This is a genomic window from Paenibacillus sp. FSL R5-0475, assembly GCF_038004585.1.
Lineage (GTDB): Bacteria > Bacillota > Bacilli > Paenibacillales > Paenibacillaceae > Paenibacillus_AQ.
This window is the reverse complement of the sequence record NZ_JBBORK010000001.1, coordinates 910,530-927,178: the sequence shown is the minus strand read 5'-3', so window position 1 is coordinate 927,178 and position 16,649 is coordinate 910,530. Positions and strand designations below refer to the sequence as shown.

Genomic DNA, 16,649 nt, shown 5'->3' with positions numbered 1-16,649 from the left:
AACACTTCCTCTCGATGATCGCTTGCTTTTAGTAGCTATGCATAGTCACATTTCTAGTTTTCCCATAAAACATTTATTGGCTCTACCGTTTACCCGCAGCGACTATACCCACAGTTCCCGCAAGTCTTACAACCCTCAATATTAATCAGCGAAGCGCCACCGCAAGATGGGCAAAGATCACGTGAAGCGCTCGTGTGGTTATGCGCACCATGTCCACCATGTCCACCATGACCATCATCGGTAGACGTTGCCGCAGGAACACTCGCTTTCAACTCCGCATTTAAAGCTTCATTGAAATCTTCTAGCTCCAAAGTTGCTGCAATTGGTGCAGGCAAATGATCATCTTGAGCGTTATTCAGTACATGAGTCTCCAATGCCTTAGCTACAGCATCTGCAATGGATTCTACTCGATTCGCACCGAAGCCGATTGCACCTGATCCGCCGATACCTTTCAGATGTTTGATCAATAATTCTACCTTCTCACCATGATCTCCATAACGGAGGAACAAGGAGCAGACACGACCGAGTGCTTCTGCCATCGCAAAGACATCAGAACCTGCTTTACCTACATTCAGGAAGATTTCTGCCGGTGTGCCATCTAGATCATTGATCGTAATATACGCCATACCAAAAGGTGTGTTGATTTTATAGGTTGCGCCGCGCAGAACCTGCGGACGTTTCTTGTATTGTTTATCCAGCTCTTTAGTAGGAGCTTGAGGTGCTGGGCTTGCCGCTACAACATTTGCTTCAGGAGTCGTTGCAACTTCAACTGCTGGAGCTACCTCTTCTGCTGCATCTTCCTTCTTCGAGGTTTGCAGAACTTGCACATCACGGCTACCATCACGGTAGATCGTAACCCCTTTACAGCCCAGATCGAAGGCCATTTCATATAGCTCAGCCGTCTCTTCTACTGTGAAGTCAGACGGGCAGTTGGCTGTCTTGGAAATCGAGCTATCTACCCAGCGTTGAATCGCTGCTTGCGCACGAATATGATCCTTAGCTGACAAATCCATCGAAGTCACGAAATAATCTGGCAGCTCTTCACCTGGATGAGCTTCAAGCCATTCTTGGGCGATTGGAACGAACTGCTCATCGTAGCCAAGGCGACTTTGACGGAAATATTTAAAAGCAAAATAAGGCTCAATACCTGTCGAGGTGCCAACCATTGTACCTGTGCTACCTGTAGGTGCTTGCGTTATCACTGTAACGTTACGCATGCCATGTTTACGGATCGCTTCACCAACCTCTGGATACGTTTCGAGCATATTTTTCATAAAGCCGCTCATTAAATATTTCTCTGTGTCAAAAGCTAGGAAGGATCCCTTCTCACCAGCAATCTCTGCAGAAGCAAGGTATGCTTCACGAGCCATAAAGCCGTAAAGCTTGTCCAGAAACGCCAAAGATTCCGGGCTACCGTAACGGATGTTCAATTTGATCATCAGCTCAGCAAGACCCATCGTTCCGAGACCCACACGGCGTTCGTTTTTCTGATTCGCTTCATTTTCCGGGAAATGATAAGGCGTCTTATCAATGACATTGTCCAAGAAACGTACGGAATAACGCGTCGTAGTCGCGAGATCTTCCCAGTCTACATCATGATTCTTCTCATCGTAGAATTTGGACAGGTTCACAGCAGACAAATTGCAGACTCCCCAGCCTGGCAGTCCTTGCTCCCCACATGGGTTCGTACAAATGATCGGATTAAAATACCAGCTGTTGGACATCTGATTGTAGTATTCCATGAACACAACGCCTGGCTCAGCGGATTTCCAAGCGGATTCAATAATGGTGCGCCACACATCACGCGCTTTAACGGTGCGATAATGAATAACGTTTTTGCCCGCAGCCTTCCACTTGTCTAGATCTCCATCCCACAAATCGTTGTACTCTGGATCTGTAGTATCCGGAAATACGAGATCCCAATCCAGATTTTCTTTTACAGCCTTCATAAAGCTATTGCTCACACATACCGAAAGGTTCGCATTCGTAACTTGACCCATCGTTTGCTTTACGGTAATGAAGTCCTCCACATCTGGATGCCAGTCATTAATCATGAGCATAAGTGCACCACGGCGGCTACCGCCTTGTTCAATTAATCCAGTGGTATAGCTAAACAGACCGCCCCAAGATACAGAACCACTGGAAGAACCATTAACACCTCTCACAATTGCCCGGCGTGGACGTAGAGAGGATAGGTTAATCCCTACACCGCCACCACGAGCCATAATTTCTGTCATTTCAGCCAACGTCTGCATAATGCCGCCACGGCTATCTTTTGGAGAAGGAATTACATAACAGTTGAACAGGGTTAGTTCTTCACTAGCGCCAGCACCAGCAGCAATTCGTCCACCCGGGACGAGCTTCCAATCATCCAGAATCGAACGGAATTTACCCGCCCATTCTACTTGAAGCTCAGGCGTCTTCTCCACAGAAGCCATAGCTGTAGACAGACGATCCCACATTTCCTCTGGTGTTTTTTCTATATTAAGCGTCAGCTTTTCAACATCTGATTTCACAAGTTCGCCGCTGCGCGTCTTCACGGTTACGACTCTGCCGTTACGTTCTACGATCTCTCCGACTTCCTTCGTGGGAAACTTCGGATCATCTTTTGTTAGAACGAGTACAACATCGCCCACTTTAGCATTATTGCTGTCGGCATCCTTCCAAGCATAACGATCCAAAAATATTTTTTCACTTAGCCCTTCAAGGCGTTGCTTACGTTCCACTTTACCCAATAGAAAAACCTCCCGCAATGTAGTAAATATTAGTTCCAGTTCAGGTGTGGGCGTACATTTTGTGACCCACAACAAAAACTTCCTTACACTTATCTTCCGTCTTACGGGTGTATGTAGGAAGTTCATCTTGTCAATAACAAATAGCAGCTACGCACTTTAAAAAAATCACATTTTCATGCTTTTGTCACAATATATTGTGTGCGTCAGCTTTTAAACTATACCACATATTGTATCGAAGGTCTTTTTCGAAAATAGAGTTAAGCAGCCGAAATATCGCAAACCTTGCCGCGTTTTCTCGCTTTTACTCTCTTTTTTAAAGGCTATCAAGAAAAATAGAAGGTTATGAATTCTCTTGTTTAAGAGCATACTACTCCTACGAATGATGATATAAATTAGCACCTGAGGAGGCTGTACCATGACGCAATTATTCCGTAATTCTCTACCTCACAAAGGTGGAAAGTCAGCGCCTATACTGCCTGTTCCTCTTTCTTTTGACCGGAATTGGCTACAGGATCTAGAACTCAAACTAGATAAAGGTGGTCCGTGGGGAGACTACCGTCTGTCCAAACTTGCTGTGCAAGGTGAACAAACGGGTCTAGTAACCAGCTTCGATGAGCTGCAATGCATGAAACATTTATCCGGATTATCCCCGCTTCCTCATCAGCTCGATACCGCGCATAAGGTTTTGTTTGAGATGTCGGGCCGCGCGATTCTTGCAGATGAGGTTGGACTAGGAAAGACGATTGAAGCAGGACTTGTACTCAAGGAATATCTTGTCCGCGGTTTAGTCTCTAAAGTGCTTATTCTGGTACCCGCTTCCCTCGTATTGCAGTGGGTCCGCGAGCTGAATGCCAAGTTTGGCATCTCTGCTGTTGCACAGAAAAAAGCATATTCCTGGGGGAATGCGATTGTCGTCGCATCTATGGATACCGCGAAGCGCGATCCTCATAAAGAGATGCTGCTGGAAAATGAATATGACATGTTGATTATTGATGAAGCGCATAAGCTGAAGAACAAGAAATCGACCAATTATCTATTTGTACAGCAATTACGCAAAAAATATTGCCTGCTCCTAACCGCTACTCCCGTTCAGAATGATCTGGGCGAGCTATTTAATTTGATCACTTTACTGAAACCGGGACAACTAGGAAATCAGGGTGATTTTGCTTCGAATTTCGTCGTTGATAAACGCCAACCTAAGAATGAAGGTCAGCTAAGGGACGAGCTATCGAAGGTGATGATCCGCAATCGGCGTGGCGAAGGTCCAGTTAATTTTACGAAACGAAAAGTCCGTAATATTCCGCTAGTTCTTTCACAGGAAGAGAGAGTATTATATGACGCTGTCACTTCTTTTGTTAAAGATCAGTATCAGGAATCAGGCGGCAATCTTAGCAGCATGCTTTCCTTGGTAACGCTTCAGCGTGAGGTGTGCAGCAGTAGGGATGCCGTCTTCATCACTTTAGTTAATCTGATCAAGAAGCTGCCTGCTGATTCGCCGAAACGCGATCGGATGATGGAGCTATTGCAGACACTTCGTACGGTTAAGACCAATACCAAAGCCGAAACAACACTATCTCTCATTCAAGAAATGAATGAAAAGGTCATCGTTTTTACGGAGTATCGCGCGACTCAAGAATATTTGCTTCAGTATTTCCGTGAACATGGGCTAATGTGTGTTTCTTATTCCGGCGGGATGAATCGTGGTAAAAAGGACTGGATGATGGACCTCTTCCGCGGTCGTGCTCAAGTCATGATCGCTACTGAAGCGGGTGGTGAGGGCATAAACCTGCAGTTCTGTCACCATATGATCAACTTCGATCTGCCGTGGAATCCCATGAGAGTAGAACAACGGATTGGGCGGGTGCACCGGTTAGGTCAGGAAAATGATGTGGTTATCTATAATTTGTCCACACAGGGCACGATTGAAGAACATATTCTGCATCTGCTACACGAGAAGATCAATATGTTCGAAATGGTCATTGGCGGGCTGGATGTGATTCTGGAGCGCTTTGAGAAGAAAGAATCACTGGAGAAAAGTTTATACAAAATCATGCTCGAATCCCGCTCCGATGAAGAGCTGCGAAATGAACTTGATCATATCGGTGAATCCCTAAGTGAGTTGACTCAGGGTATTAAAAAGGAAAGTGAGACTGCGACATGACCCTCAACTCACAGGAAGTACGTAAACATGTAATGGATTATCTGGAGGCTACAGAATGCTCCATTATTGAAGTATCGCCCATTCACGTAACTGTAAAGCTATCGCCAAGAGCTGACAGAATGCTTACAGATCGACCTTATTATTGGGGATTCGTGGAGCGTACTGGTGTTGATCCGGAGACACTCTCTTTCACCTTTGTATTTGATCCTGAAAAATACGATAGCCAGGCAGCTATAGAAGTTCCTCCAACGGTAAATCGCAGCATCGGAGCATTGAATCCGCCAATTATCGGAAACCCAGCGATGGGCGCCACAACAGATGCTGAGGCTAGCGCAGATCTATTGAATCCAACATCACCTGAATCTAATGTGGTTCATGTCCCCTCCTCAAATCCAGAAGATAGCATCCTAGCCCGCTACTTCGGTATTGTACCTGCACTGCCCCGAATTGGGCCCGGTATGATAAGACGTGAAGATATCATCTATGGTAGCAAGCGCCTGCAGCAAATTTGGAGTGCGGCCCAAGATGAAGGGAAATGCCTTTACTTATTTGAAGATCCCGGTAGCAGGCAGCGGAATACACTCTTCTCTGCTGCCTATGAACCGTGGCTCGGCGTCTGCTATAAAGTGGAGATGAGCTGCGATTTGAAAAGGGAAGAACTGCATTATCTTGGAATATCGCTGACAAAAGGGACCATCATTGATGACTTTAACGCTAAGATAGCCTCGCGGGAGATGATCCCCCGTTTACCAGAAAACGTCCATATTCAGCCTTATGAATTAACAGTGACAGCCGCTACAGATTTATTAGAGGCTCATCTTACCTCTCATCTAGCCGAACTCGATTACACTTGGGCAGAACAGGCACGTGAGCGTCTTAGAATCGAGCTGGCTATCATTGATATTTATTACGGAGAGCTGCTGAAAGAGCCTGATGAAGAAAAACGTTTAGGCACTCAAGAGCAGTATAACCGTCGTCGACAGGAGACCATTTGGCAATATGAGCCGCAAATTGCAGTTTCTGCGATAACCTACGGACTGTTTCATCTGCGAAGCCTATAGAATGCGACCCTACTCGCTAAAAGCAGGCAAAAAAACAAGAGAACTTCCGCCTTCAAGCGCGACAGCAAGCAACAGCCTTTTTATAGCCTGTCCACTACAATAGAGTAAAGCTTAACTTTCCTGACATTTCTTAACAAAGAAAGGTGATCGACGCCATGAAAATAAGTTTGCGGCGGAGGCTGAAACTTGCGGGTCAAGGATGCCTCCTCCTGCTTCTAAGCTTTGGACTGTTTGTATCCAGTTCTGTTTCCCCTTCAGCGCTGGCGCTGGCTAGAGTAAGTGTGATCCAGTCAGTCACGCAGGATGCAATTCCTGTATTGAAGATGAGTACCTTACCTTCTCCGAGTACGGTCCAAGAATTCGCTAAGGCTACACTGAACAAGCTCGCTGCAGAAGCTCCATTTACAGCCTGGAAGGATGCAAGGATAGAATATTATCCTCTTGGTCCAGGTACACATGGCTGGCTTGTAAATGTAATGAAGGGTGAAGAGCGGATCGGATACATGATCATTTCCGCCACCGATACAGGCGGATATATGTTAAGTGAATATGGAGCCGGCACTTACGGACTCCCATACAGTTTAAATGATCTGCGCCAGTTTTTGGTGCAGAAAGGTCTCATTACATCATCTTTTTCAGGAACAATAAACCTTACTGCTTTATATGCACCACTTCTACCGGTCTGGAAAATAACCATTGACGAAAAGACGGTTTACATCAATGCTTCCGTACCGCAAATTTTACCTTGGACACTGAGCAAGGCGGAAGAAGTCCTTAAAGAGCAGCCTCCAGCAACAGATGTAATTACTAATCTTAATCCTGACGTATCACCGTTATCGGCCTACAATAGTGGAGGGTCAGATGATCCTTACGAAGATATCCTATGGCTGACTGCTCCTAAACTAACTACAGTGAGCGGCGACAATATCGCACTTCTGATCAGACCTAAGGAAAGCATCGCTTATCAAGCTGCTGGGCGAAACGACCTTGTCGGGGCACCATTTATGATTACAGGCTATCAGAGCTGGCAGTCTTCTCAAGGTCAAGCTGAGAACAATAAAACTACCGTATACGCGGCCTCAGGCCCTGAAGGAAAACGATACTTACCACTCACTGCACTACAAAATAATGGAACACTGCATAAGCTGCCAGACAAAACGACCAAAGCACTCGGATATAATCGTTAACACAAGCATAAACGCCTTCGGCGTCCTTATGAGGACGGTAAGTGTTTATGCTAGAAATAGAAGGATAATTTATAACGTAAGCATATAAATTCTATATTTAAACAAATGCAAATAACCTTCCACTGCCACCCATGAATAATGGCACTGGAAGGTTATTTGCTATTTAACCTTTAGTCTTTTTTATCATGACTCCACTTACTTCGCCAGATAGACCACCCAAGCGGGAGCATGCCAAACCATTTCTGTGACCACGGCTGCTTCCTAGCCGCTCTACGAGCATGAATGGCACGCGGATCCTCGATATATACGACTACCTTCTCCGTTATATACTTTACAAGCTCATCGCCACCGGAAGCCATTTTAACACCTCCTAAAATGTAAGTGAATTCAGATTATCAGTATCCGTTCCATGGTCTTAGTGTGCACCACTCCACTTGGATCTAAACTACAGACTTCTGATTTGTCGAATAGGTTTACCTATTAAAGCACAATCTAACAAAGAATCCATAAGACGTTATTCACTTGCAAGGAGGCGTTTCACTTGAACAACTGGAGAAAACAATCCTTTTCCAGAACAGCAGCTGCTCTATGTGGCTTTCGAATCACTCTAACTACCCTAGGACTACTAATGTTGTTTATGGGCAGCTCCTTAGCCTCTGCGACACCAGAGAAACCCGTGATGAAGGATGACCGTCAGCATTTATTAGGTCACGGACACCGTATGATCCTAATTGATGCGGGACACGGAGGCATCGACGGTGGAACTTCCTACGGTAATATTCTTGAAAAAGATATCACCTTAGATATCTCACGTCGATTATTTCTACTTCTGGGTAGCGATGGCTTTGACGTTGCTTTAAATCGCAATGGAGATTATGCCCCAAGTGATGAGAACCGCTGGCTGCGTAGTAAATCTCGACATCTGCGGGATCTTGCACAGCGTAAAGAGCTCGCTGAGACATTACCTGCTACTGTAGTGGTAAGCATCCATATTAACTGGGCGCCTTCCCCTTCCAAACATGGTCCACTTGTATTGTACCGTCAAGAGGGCCGTAGCTTCATGCTTGCTAAGTCCATTCAGCATCAGCTAAACAATCTTTACGATGTCGAGGCTCATCCAAGACCAGGCAAGCCATTTTATTTACTCAACAAAATAACCGCCACAACTGTTATCGTTGAGGCGGGTTTTGTAAGCAGTCCGACTGACCGCGCAAAGTTATGCACCCCTAAAGGGCAGCAACAAATCGCTGAAGCCATCGCTGATGGTATTGTAGCTTATCTTATGGAAGTTTAAGTTGGGAGCTCCATTTCATCTCGTTTTTAACCAGATCAGAAATCCCTATAAACTCAACATTGTCTTTCATCTGTTCAATACCGCTGCGGATTCCTGCGGCGGTCTCTTTCCCAAATACACCAACATGACCAATCGTTACACAAAATCGTTGATCCTTCGCCATGTCTTTGACGAGACCCATTTGTTTCAGAACATGACTTGCTGTATGTGTGTCATCTAAAAAGATATGGTTCTCTACGCGTGGCAACCCCATACGATAAGCCATATTGCCAGCAACGGAACGGTAGTTGGTCTTGCTGTCTACAAAAAACAATCCTCGTTCTTTGCATACAGATAAGATTACTGCCATAATCCGCTCATCTCCGGTAATTTTCGAACCCATATGGTTATTTATCCCGATCGCATAAGGAACATTATCGAGTGCTGCCTCAACCTTTTGTCGCACTTCCTCATCGGACATTTTGGCCAATATGGCTCCTGGTCCAAGCCATTTAGGATTACCTTGGCGCGGCTCCATCGGCAAATGAACCAGAACATCATCTCCGCGTTCATGGGCGCGGGTGGCATCCTTTACGGATGTAGGTAAAAAAGGCATGACGGCTACAGTAAGCTTTATCGGTAACGAGAACATTTCATCTGTCCCCTTCATGCCATTGCCGAAATCGTCAATAATGATAGCGACCTTATCACGTTTGGGTGCACTCTCTTCAAGCTGCGTATTTGTAGCGTTGTCTTTAGACGTGGCAGCAGAGACAGCCGGCGTAGCCGGAACAATTGTGGTAATCAATACTGCAGCAACAGCAAGCCAATTCAGTAAGTAACGTTTAACCTTTCGACTGTCCTTCATCAAGAGGAACGCCTCCTTCGTCTTAAACAATTGTTCTCATTGTTTGGTTCAAGAAGGTTAAATATGTACGGGGAGGGTTCGCAATAATTTACAATCGAGCTGTTGCTAATGCCCGCGCTTGTCTGTGGCAAGGATTGCTTCCAGCACATCCACAGATTGAACTTCAAATGGCATATTCTTCATTGGGCTCTCTTGGGAGCAGCTAGCTTCTACCACCACCATTAATTTATCCATATCGCTACTGGTAATCCCAAGCTCCTTAAGTGTGACGGGAAGGCCGACTTTTTTGCAGAAAGCAATGACCTGAGCGATCTCATCTTCTGAAGCCTTCTCCAAGACCAACTGCACGATCGTAGCAAAGGCAACCTTCTCACCATGTAGGACATTCCTGCATTCCTCATGCAGGGTCAGTCCGTTATGAATAGCATGGGCTGCAGCAAGCCCACCGCTCTCAAACCCAACGCCGCTCAAGTAAATATTAGCTTCAACAATATGTTCCACTGCAGAAGAGGTGATCCCCTGTTTAACATCCAGGAGTGCGGATTCACCTTCAGCAAGAAGTGTGTCCAGACAAGCACGTGCTAAAGAGAACGCTGCGATTGTGCTAGTCCCGCCTGCATGAGTAACCGCTCCTGATTGACGGCAAGCTCTTGCTTCGTAGTAGGTGGACAAAGCATCACCCATTCCAGCCGCCAGCAATCTTGCAGGGGCTTTAGCGATGATATCTATATCTGCGATCACCATATCAGGATTTCTTTTTAATGGAAGGTAATAGTCGAAGTCACCTTCGTCCGTATACAACACTGATAAAGCGCTGCAAGGTGCATCCGTCGAGGCCACTGTGGGTACAATAACTACCGGGAGACCCGCCATGTGGCTTACTGCTTTTGCCGTATCTAAGGTCTTGCCGCCACCGATTCCTATGATAACTTCAGCGTCCTTCAGACCAAGTTCTAGCACTATCTTATCCACCTGATTACGGCTGCACTCACCCTTGAATTCGCGCATCATAAGGGGAATATCGTTCACTTCAAAGCTGTGTAAGATATCCTCCTTGTACATGGAAAAAATATAAGGATCTACAATCGCAAAAGCTCTGTTCGATCCTAGCTGCAAACAATAATCTCCCAGCTTACGAATCTCGCCATACCCCTGAATATATTTAGTCGGTGAACATATGATCTGCGTCATGGTTTCACTCCTCTTTTTGTATATTCTTTTATTCTAAGGAGTGTTGCTTCAGACTGGCTATAAAAAAAGATGCTATAGACTTTTGTCTTAAATAAATCCGCCATTCACACGAATCGTCTGGCCCGTAACCCACTGTGATTCCTTACTAGCTAGAAACAAAACTACACTCGAGATGTCCTCAGGCTCACCCAAGCGTCCAAAAGAATTCATACTCCCAACATTCGCAATCTCTTCAGCTGACTTCCCAACTGTGAAAAGTTCCGTATTAACAGGACCTGGCGAAACCGCATTAATCGTGATTCCTTTTCGTCCAAATTCTTTAGCTAGCTGACGAGTGAATTGTTCCACTGCTCCCTTTGTTCCCGCATAAACGCTGTAGGTTGGGAACATCTGGCCTGTAACCGATGTCGAGAAATTAATGATCCGTCCGTTCTCACTCATATGTTTAGCCGCTTGCTGGCAAGCAAAAAAGGTACCCTTCACATTGATAGCGAACTGTTTGTCGAAGTCTTCTTCCGTCATACTCGCAATCGGCTTTGTGATCATAATGCCTGCGTTGTTAACGAGAATATCGATTTGTCCATAAGCTTCCAATGTGGCTTGGAATAATTGTTCTAGCTCTGCCACTTGGCTGATATCCGCTCGGATAGCGATAGCTTCTCCACCCTTTTGCTTAATTTCGTTCACAACTTCCTCTGCCTTGCTTGAACTGCTTGCATAATTAACAACAACCTTCGCACCATGTAACGCCAAGTTCTCCGCAATTTCCCGTCCCATACCTCTTGAAGCTCCAGTCACTAATGCAACTTTTCCAACCAAATTCTGATCCATCATTTATTCCTCCTATTCGTTTGCCTTTCTTGTTGGTCTGATTATAAATCGAACACTCGCAAATAACAAGTGACAATTATTGTTTTTTGTCATTCGATATAATTGTTCTCCAGACGCAAAAAAACCTTCCGATCTTCATCAAAAGGTTTAGTCCATCATTTTTTTATTTTGAAATATGCTATAACAATTTATGACGAAATTCCGGAAAGCATCAAATCCCAAACAGAGGCAAACTCCTGATCAATCGAACCCGACTGCCACTCTTTCGCATGAGCAGGATGATGAAATCGTGATGTTGCATTAAAAATAGCTCTTGCCGTAACCTCTGATTCCAATGCTTTAAACTCCCCGGTTTGTATACCTTTTTCAAGAATGCGTGCGAGTTGCCCAATTAATTGATCTACGTGTTGGGTAATCATATCTACGGCTTCTAAAGTTACGGAGGCGTACATAGCAAACATTTCGGAATCTTCTACAGCATAGCTCCGTTTACTGTGAATTAGAGTATCTAACCACAGACGTAGCTGCTCTTTGGCATTCCCATCAAATTGCTCAGTAACGTCCTTCAATGGGGCTAAAATATTTTGATGCAACCATCTTTCGGTTACCGATTCGCGCAAAGCTGCTTTACTGGAAAAATGTCTATATAGCGTACCATGACTAACCTTCAGTACCCTCGCTACATCAACAACTGAGGTCTTATCCGGGCCAAAACGCCGGAGTACTTGTTCAGCCGCATCCAAAATGTTTTCTTTAGATAATGGAAGATCATTCGACATTGGTATTTCCCCTCACTCTATTTCTGATGGTACTTATCATAGCATATAATATTCAAAAACGAACTGACAATAATCTTACTTTGTCATTTGTAAAATCATTATCAGTATATACGTGCACAAACTTATCATACTAAGATCCACATTTTGGTATCCAATTCTCATCAGCCGCTGAGTACCTACCATACCCCAACAACAGAAAACCTCCTTGATTTCTCAAGAAGGTTCCTTACTTTCATCTACTTACTCACTCGTCCAGCTTCGCCCTAGCAAACTTACCAATCTTCGAAATCGCCTGCTCTGCTTCTGGGAGCATATACGCTAAGAAATGAAAAACACTCCACATATTATCCCATATTTCCAGTTCCACATGAACACCCGATCCACTCGCCCGTTCAGCCAACCTCGTTGAATCGCTTAATAGCACCTCATGGTTGCCTACTTGAACAAGTAAATCAGGCAATCCCTGCAAATTCATTCTTAACGGCGATAATATTGAAGCCCACTCGGTTCGAGTACCTACATATGCTTCAAGTATCCGTTTATTCCCTTCCAAGCTACCTGTCGGATCAAGCTCCGCACGACTCTGATACGATTCACCATCCAAATGAACAAGATCTGTATGCGGCGAGATAAAAAAAGCACCTGCTGGTAACTCGCTCCCCTCATCCCTCAAAGTAATCAGTGTCATCAGCGCAAGGCTGGCTCCAACAGAGTCTCCTCCAAACACGATATCACTGGCAGAATATCCATTTGCAAGCAACCACCGGTAAGCCCCTATACAATCTTCATTAGCGGCGGGATAGATATACTCGGGTGCAAGGCGATATTCAATGATTAGCACTTTCATGCCACTCGCCTTTGCAATTCGTGCTGCTAGATCCCGATAAAACTCACAGGTTCCTGAAACAAAACCACCACCATGAAAATAAAGAATCACTTTATCATCAGGTGGAGCTGCTTCCACAGGAATGATCCACTCTCCGCTTAATGGCCCAACCCTGACCCGCTCGACTGTAACATCCGTATGACTGGACATATTCGCAGCCGCCTCAACCATTTCTTGCCGGATATGCTCTACAGACTTACTTTCAAACCGATTGTTTTGTTTCAGGTAATCTTTGATCGCTGCAAGCTGTTCTATACTCGTCTTTTCCATATCGATAATCCCTCCTACAGGTCTTTTCAACTCAAAGTGTAAAGCCTGTAGGTGACTACAAGGTCAAGTTAAGATTCCATTTTCAGGATTTCTAGCGTTGACTGTACTCCAGGATGTTTATCCTTGGCTAATAAATTTTTTCTCAAGTCTGCGAGAGAAGCAAGCTTTATCTCCTGCTTTGCAATTTCATTGCGGACTCGATCCATTTTTTTATCTACAACTTTCACAAAATCATCTATGCTAATGCCACTGCTTTCCGATTTTAACAATGCCTTTTTAATTTCCTTTAGGGTGAATCCACATTGCTTAGCATTATGTATAAACGTAAGTCGACTTAGCGCTTCTTCAGAATAAAGACGGTAGCCGGCTTCCGATCGTATAGGTGTACTAATTAGACCCAGTTCCTCATAATACCTCAGTGTTTCCATATTCACATTTGCCATCTTGGCCATTTGGCCTCGCAAGTATTCCGTCATGATATACGCCCCCTTGGAATTCCCTATATTATACCAAAATCCAGATAATACAGAGGGTATCAAAATAGAGCCAATAATTAATCGGGATCAATATAAAACTCCTTATCTACACACAAAAAAACGGCATTTCTGCCGTTTCCCCATGTCTACTCTTCTACCTACAACACTTCACTTCGAACTGCATTTTTCTGTATTAGAGAAATCTGTCCGGCATGAATACCTGTGTGATACATAAGTCTTCCTACCGCTTCAAGCGGAGTAGATGTGCCAAAAGACGACTCTACGCTTACATGCCAAGCATCTTCCGGAAGCTCCCGCATCGCTGCAATCAGATTCTCGTTGGAAGCAGACAGCAGATCCACCAGTTCACTTAATGTAGTATACGCTGCGTCATCGGCTTGAGGTTTAGGTCTACCAAAGAACCACTCTGCAAACATAAATTCTACCTCGGCATTATGAGAAATCAAACCTCCGATGGATGAATTCCCTAATTTAAGATTTAAATCTTCTTCCGGCAATGCCTTCACCATTTTATGAAATCGCTCTTGAACCGCTTGCCAGATGGGCAGTACTGAAGTAATAGTCATCGGCTATTTGCTCCCTTGTACAGCTGCTTCTTCGTCTTTCTTCTTATCAATAACAACGTGATTAAATACATTCGCATCTACATCAATATCGAACGCTAACCCAAAACCTACAACATAACGCCCCTTCAACGGAGTTAGTTCGAACAGTGAAAAATCCAGTCCGCGCAGCAATTTCAGCATGGCCTCACCATGGTCAGCATTGAACAATTCAAAGATATCCTCATATCCATCATTTCCGATATTGCTTGAAGTACAACTCCAGCGCACACGCTCAGTTGCAAATTTATTGTTTGTTTCAGACTCATCCGCAATTAGAAAGGCGTCCACATAATCATTATTTTCCATATAGCCATAGTGCTCTGCGATTTTACTAATATAGATATACAGCTTGCCGTCTTTCTTTACGAAAGGCGCATAACTAATAAAGGGCTTACCTTCATCATCGATCAAACTCAAAATCAGGTTCTTACGTTTATTAATAAATTGCAAGTAGTTTTCTTTATTTTTCTCCACATCTACAGGCTTCTTCATTTAAAATCCCTCCATGAATAGGTTGTGTCACACTATGAATCTATCGAACAGTACTCAACAAATGAATACGAGGTTTCTTCTCTGTGGGCACATACTGGACTTCCGAGTCCATCCGGTATATATCCCTTATCATATCGGTTGTCATGACTTCATTCGGTGTGCCATACATCGCCTTCTCACCCGCCTGCACTACAACGATACTATCGCTATAAGTAGAAGCTTGATTGAGATCATGCAGCACCATCACTACGGTCATGCCCATGTCTTGATTTAACTCACGAACAAGCTCAAGCACTTCATGCTGATGCGAAATATCCAAGTACGTGGTTGGTTCGTCAAGCAACATGATGAGTGGACGCTGCGCTAATGCCATTGCAATCCAGGCACGCTGTGATTCACCACCTGACAATGAAGCTACGGCTCGGTCCTTATACTCCATCAAATGTGTCTTTTCAAGGGCCCAATGAACAATGTCCATATCCTCTTGATTCAATCTTTCAAACCACTTTTTGTGTGGATATCTGCCATACGAGACCAGATCGATCACAGTCATATCACTCGGTGCTTGATTCTTCTGGCTCAGCATGCACATTTTTCGTGCGACTTGTTTGGCGCTCATGGTCTTCAGATCCGTACCATCGAGTATGACCGTACCCGTGTGATAAGGAATTAGCCGTGATACTGCTTTGAGCAAAGTGGATTTACCGGAGCCGTTCGGTCCTATGATGGAGACGATCTCACCCTTTTTTACGGAAAAAGAGAAGTTGTTAATCACGCTTTTCTGCTCATACCGAATCGAAATGGAATCGACAGTAAACATGTTAGAACGCCTTCTTTCTCATCAGGTATAGAAAATATGGTCCGCCAATCACAGCCATAAGGATACCTGCAGGGATATCTAGGGGTGCAAACAGGGTACGTCCACCTGTATCCGCAATTAACAGAACCAATGCACCTAGAGCCATACTCATCGGTAAAAGATATTTGTAATCTGAACCCACGAGCAATCTCGCCATATGAGGTACAACTAGACCGACAAATCCGATCATTCCAATGGCTGCTACAGAAATAGCCGCTAGAAATACTGCCAGCAAGGAGAGCAGGATACGAATTCGGTTCACATTTTCACCCAGATTCGAAGCCACCTGATCACCCAGACGAATGATATTTGCCTTACGAATAGCAAAGAACGATAAGATCCAACCTGCAATCGCATATGGGAAGACCATCATTAACGCATTATTCCCTTTTGCCGCAAGACTGCCGTTAAGCCATTGAACCGCTGCAGGGAGTCTATCGCTGTACATGATTGTTAATAGTCCAATGAGTCCTCCGCAAAGCGCATTCACAGCAACACCAGATAAAATAATAGTAATCGGTGAAATACCGGTTCGTCTCCACGCTAATGCATATACAATCCCGGCAGCAATTAGCCCTCCAACAAAAGCGGCAATCGGAATGAACTCAGTATACTGTGGTGCAGCAAGCATTATGACAAGAACACATGCAGCCGCGCCACTAGTTACACCCGTCAATCCAGGATCAGCAAGTGGGTTACCCATCACAGCTTGCAGCAGTGCGCCCGAGATCGCTATATTCGCTCCGATGATCATCGCCAGTAACACACGTGGCAATCGAATATCCCATATGATGGTGGCATTCACCGCCTTAGACGATGAACCAAAGATTGTGCTTAGTATGTCTGATACCGGAATGAAAACAGAGCCTAATCCGATGGCAATAATCGCTGCAACGAGCGCTAATAGAACCGTTACAATAACAACTATTCTGCTACGAGATGTATTTATCACTT

Annotated in this window: 16 protein-coding genes; 4 read left to right on the top strand and 12 right to left on the bottom strand. The window is 44.6% G+C overall.

The window, feature by feature from the left end; translation table 11 throughout:
* Window positions 1-89 precede the first annotated feature (89 nt).
* A complete protein-coding gene (locus MKX41_RS03885) occupies window positions 90-2,735 on the bottom strand; it encodes an adenosylcobalamin-dependent ribonucleoside-diphosphate reductase (RefSeq protein WP_340968764.1) in 2,646 nt (881 codons plus the stop codon).
* Between the two features lie 415 nt (window positions 2,736-3,150).
* Here MKX41_RS03885 and MKX41_RS03880 point away from each other — a divergent pair, with 415 nt between their 5' ends.
* From MKX41_RS03880 to MKX41_RS03870, 3 genes are all read left to right on the top strand, one after another.
* Window positions 3,151-4,896 carry a DEAD/DEAH box helicase gene (locus MKX41_RS03880; protein ID WP_076298508.1) on the top strand — a complete coding sequence of 582 codons (1,746 nt, stop codon included), beginning with the start codon at window positions 3,151-3,153 and terminating at the stop codon, window positions 4,894-4,896.
* A complete protein-coding gene (locus tag MKX41_RS03875) occupies window positions 4,893-5,957 on the top strand; it encodes a YqhG family protein (RefSeq protein ID WP_340968762.1) in 1,065 nt (354 codons plus the stop codon). The genes MKX41_RS03880 and MKX41_RS03875 overlap by 4 nt, the downstream gene beginning before the upstream one ends.
* Before the next feature lie 155 nt (window positions 5,958-6,112).
* Complete coding sequence (locus MKX41_RS03870; protein ID WP_340968761.1) at window positions 6,113-7,144, top strand: hypothetical protein; 1,032 nt, start codon at window positions 6,113-6,115, stop codon at window positions 7,142-7,144.
* A 170-nt stretch (window positions 7,145-7,314) separates the two neighbouring features.
* Here the strand turns inward: MKX41_RS03870 and MKX41_RS03865 are convergent, their stop codons facing one another.
* Window positions 7,315-7,503 carry a YqzE family protein gene (locus MKX41_RS03865; protein WP_340968760.1) on the bottom strand — a complete coding sequence of 63 codons (189 nt, stop codon included), beginning with the start codon at window positions 7,501-7,503 and terminating at the stop codon, window positions 7,315-7,317.
* A 182-nt stretch (window positions 7,504-7,685) separates the two neighbouring features.
* Here MKX41_RS03865 and MKX41_RS03860 point away from each other — a divergent pair, with 182 nt between their 5' ends.
* Window positions 7,686-8,438 (top strand): N-acetylmuramoyl-L-alanine amidase, encoded by a 753-nt coding sequence (locus MKX41_RS03860; RefSeq protein WP_231573420.1) that lies wholly within the window; start codon window positions 7,686-7,688, stop codon window positions 8,436-8,438.
* Here MKX41_RS03860 and MKX41_RS03855 read toward each other — a convergent pair.
* The 10 genes from MKX41_RS03855 to MKX41_RS03810 all read right to left on the bottom strand — a co-directional run bounded on the left by MKX41_RS03855 (window position 8,425) and on the right by MKX41_RS03810 (window position 16,647).
* Window positions 8,425-9,285, bottom strand: coding sequence for a divergent polysaccharide deacetylase family protein (locus MKX41_RS03855; RefSeq protein WP_081382741.1), 861 nt, complete (start codon window positions 9,283-9,285; stop codon window positions 8,425-8,427). The two genes, MKX41_RS03860 and MKX41_RS03855, sit on opposite strands and share 14 nt — an antisense overlap.
* Window positions 9,286-9,390: 105 nt before the next feature.
* Window positions 9,391-10,476, bottom strand: a complete 1,086-nt coding sequence (locus tag MKX41_RS03850; RefSeq protein WP_340968757.1) for a glycerol dehydrogenase — start codon at window positions 10,474-10,476, stop codon at window positions 9,391-9,393.
* An 87-nt stretch (window positions 10,477-10,563) separates the two neighbouring features.
* Window positions 10,564-11,307, bottom strand: a complete 744-nt coding sequence (locus MKX41_RS03845) for an SDR family oxidoreductase (RefSeq protein WP_339271589.1) — start codon at window positions 11,305-11,307, stop codon at window positions 10,564-10,566.
* A gap of 188 nt (window positions 11,308-11,495) precedes the next feature.
* Window positions 11,496-12,086: a TetR family transcriptional regulator gene (locus MKX41_RS03840; protein ID WP_340968756.1), complete on the bottom strand. Its 591-nt coding sequence runs from the start codon at window positions 12,084-12,086 to the stop codon at window positions 11,496-11,498.
* Window positions 12,087-12,330: 244 nt separating this feature from the next.
* Window positions 12,331-13,242: an alpha/beta hydrolase gene (locus MKX41_RS03835; RefSeq protein ID WP_339802504.1), complete on the bottom strand. Its 912-nt coding sequence runs from the start codon at window positions 13,240-13,242 to the stop codon at window positions 12,331-12,333.
* A gap of 68 nt (window positions 13,243-13,310) precedes the next feature.
* Window positions 13,311-13,718: a MerR family transcriptional regulator gene (locus MKX41_RS03830; protein WP_339802501.1), complete on the bottom strand. Its 408-nt coding sequence runs from the start codon at window positions 13,716-13,718 to the stop codon at window positions 13,311-13,313.
* A gap of 158 nt (window positions 13,719-13,876) precedes the next feature.
* Entirely contained in the window at window positions 13,877-14,305 is a 429-nt protein-coding gene (locus tag MKX41_RS03825; protein WP_076283122.1) for a DinB family protein, read from the bottom strand.
* Between the two features lie 3 nt (window positions 14,306-14,308).
* Window positions 14,309-14,836, bottom strand: coding sequence for a HugZ family pyridoxamine 5'-phosphate oxidase (locus MKX41_RS03820; RefSeq protein WP_042186927.1), 528 nt, complete (start codon window positions 14,834-14,836; stop codon window positions 14,309-14,311).
* Between the two features lie 40 nt (window positions 14,837-14,876).
* On the bottom strand, window positions 14,877-15,656 hold the full coding sequence (locus MKX41_RS03815) for an ABC transporter ATP-binding protein (RefSeq protein WP_076298518.1): 780 nt from the start codon (window positions 15,654-15,656) through the stop codon (window positions 14,877-14,879).
* Window position 15,657: 1 nt separating this feature from the next.
* Window positions 15,658-16,647: a FecCD family ABC transporter permease gene (locus tag MKX41_RS03810; RefSeq protein WP_052404239.1), complete on the bottom strand. Its 990-nt coding sequence runs from the start codon at window positions 16,645-16,647 to the stop codon at window positions 15,658-15,660.
* Window positions 16,648-16,649: the final 2 nt, after the last annotated feature.